The sequence below is a fragment of the Bacillus andreraoultii genome, assembly GCF_001244735.1.
Classification (GTDB): domain Bacteria; phylum Bacillota; class Bacilli; order Bacillales; family Caldibacillaceae; genus Caldifermentibacillus; species Caldifermentibacillus andreraoultii.
In genome coordinates this window covers 1-920 of the sequence record NZ_LN868925.1, presented here as the reverse complement: position 1 = coordinate 920, position 920 = coordinate 1, and the positions used below count along the sequence as shown (strand labels likewise).

The 920-nt window shown below is 36.2% G+C and carries 2 protein-coding genes; both read left to right on the top strand.

Annotated elements, in window-relative coordinates:
* The first annotated feature begins 54 nt into the window (after positions 1 to 54).
* Positions 55 to 618 (top strand): helix-turn-helix domain-containing protein, encoded by a 564-nt coding sequence (locus BN2144_RS00045; RefSeq protein ID WP_033826331.1) that lies wholly within the window; start codon positions 55 to 57, stop codon positions 616 to 618.
* 14 nt (positions 619 to 632) lie between these two features.
* Positions 633 to 920: IS3 family transposase (locus tag BN2144_RS00040; RefSeq protein ID WP_033826330.1), on the top strand; the 288-nt coding region annotated here is incomplete at its 3' end.

Here is a 920-nt window from a genome sequence, read left to right as displayed (position 1 = left end):
TGGTACCGACCCCCGAAAGTTAGAGTAATAAATCTAACTTTCGGGGGTGTTTTTATGGCAAAATATAGTGAAGAATTCAAAATAAGACTTGTCACCGAGTATTTAGAGGGAAACATTGGGTATGGATCATTGGCAAAAAAATATAATATGGGAAGCCAGACCTCTATACGTGAATGGGTGAATGTATATAAGGCTCAAGGGATGGATGGGTTAAAACATAGGAAAACGAAAAAGGAATATTCTGTTCAATTTAAGATGGATACGATACAATTTATGTTAAACACAGGTGCTTCTTATTTAGAAACTGCTGTTCATTTTAATTTGAACAACCCTTCCTTGATTATTCGCTGGATGAAAGAATTTCATGAACAAGGAGTAGAAGGCCTAATTCCAAAACCAAAGGGGCGGTCTTCTATGTCTAAGAAACACAATAAACAAAAGAAAAAGGAAGAAAAACAATTAACACGTGAAGAAGAATTGGAACGTGAGAACGAACTACTAAGGTTAGAAAATGCATACCTAAAAAAGCTGAGAGCTTTTCGGGGAAATCCGAATGTCTTCCTCGAAAAGCCCAAGCAAAACTGGCATTCGAACTCAAAGAAGAAGGATTCCGATTAAAGGATATTTTCCTTGTGGTGGGTATTCCTGAAGCAACCTATCACTATCATATCAAAAACCTTGAAAAAGAAGACCCGGACAGGGAACTTAAGGAACTTATTACTGACCTATTTAAGAAATTTCATGAACGCTATGGTTATAAACGCATCACGAAGGAATTAAATAAATTAGGACATCGTGTTAATCATAAGAAAGTGTATCGACTTATGCGAGAACTAGGATTGAAATGTGTAAAATTTATGCGGAAATCCCGTAAATACAATTCCTATAAAGGAAAGGTTGGGAAGGTTGCAAAAAACCGA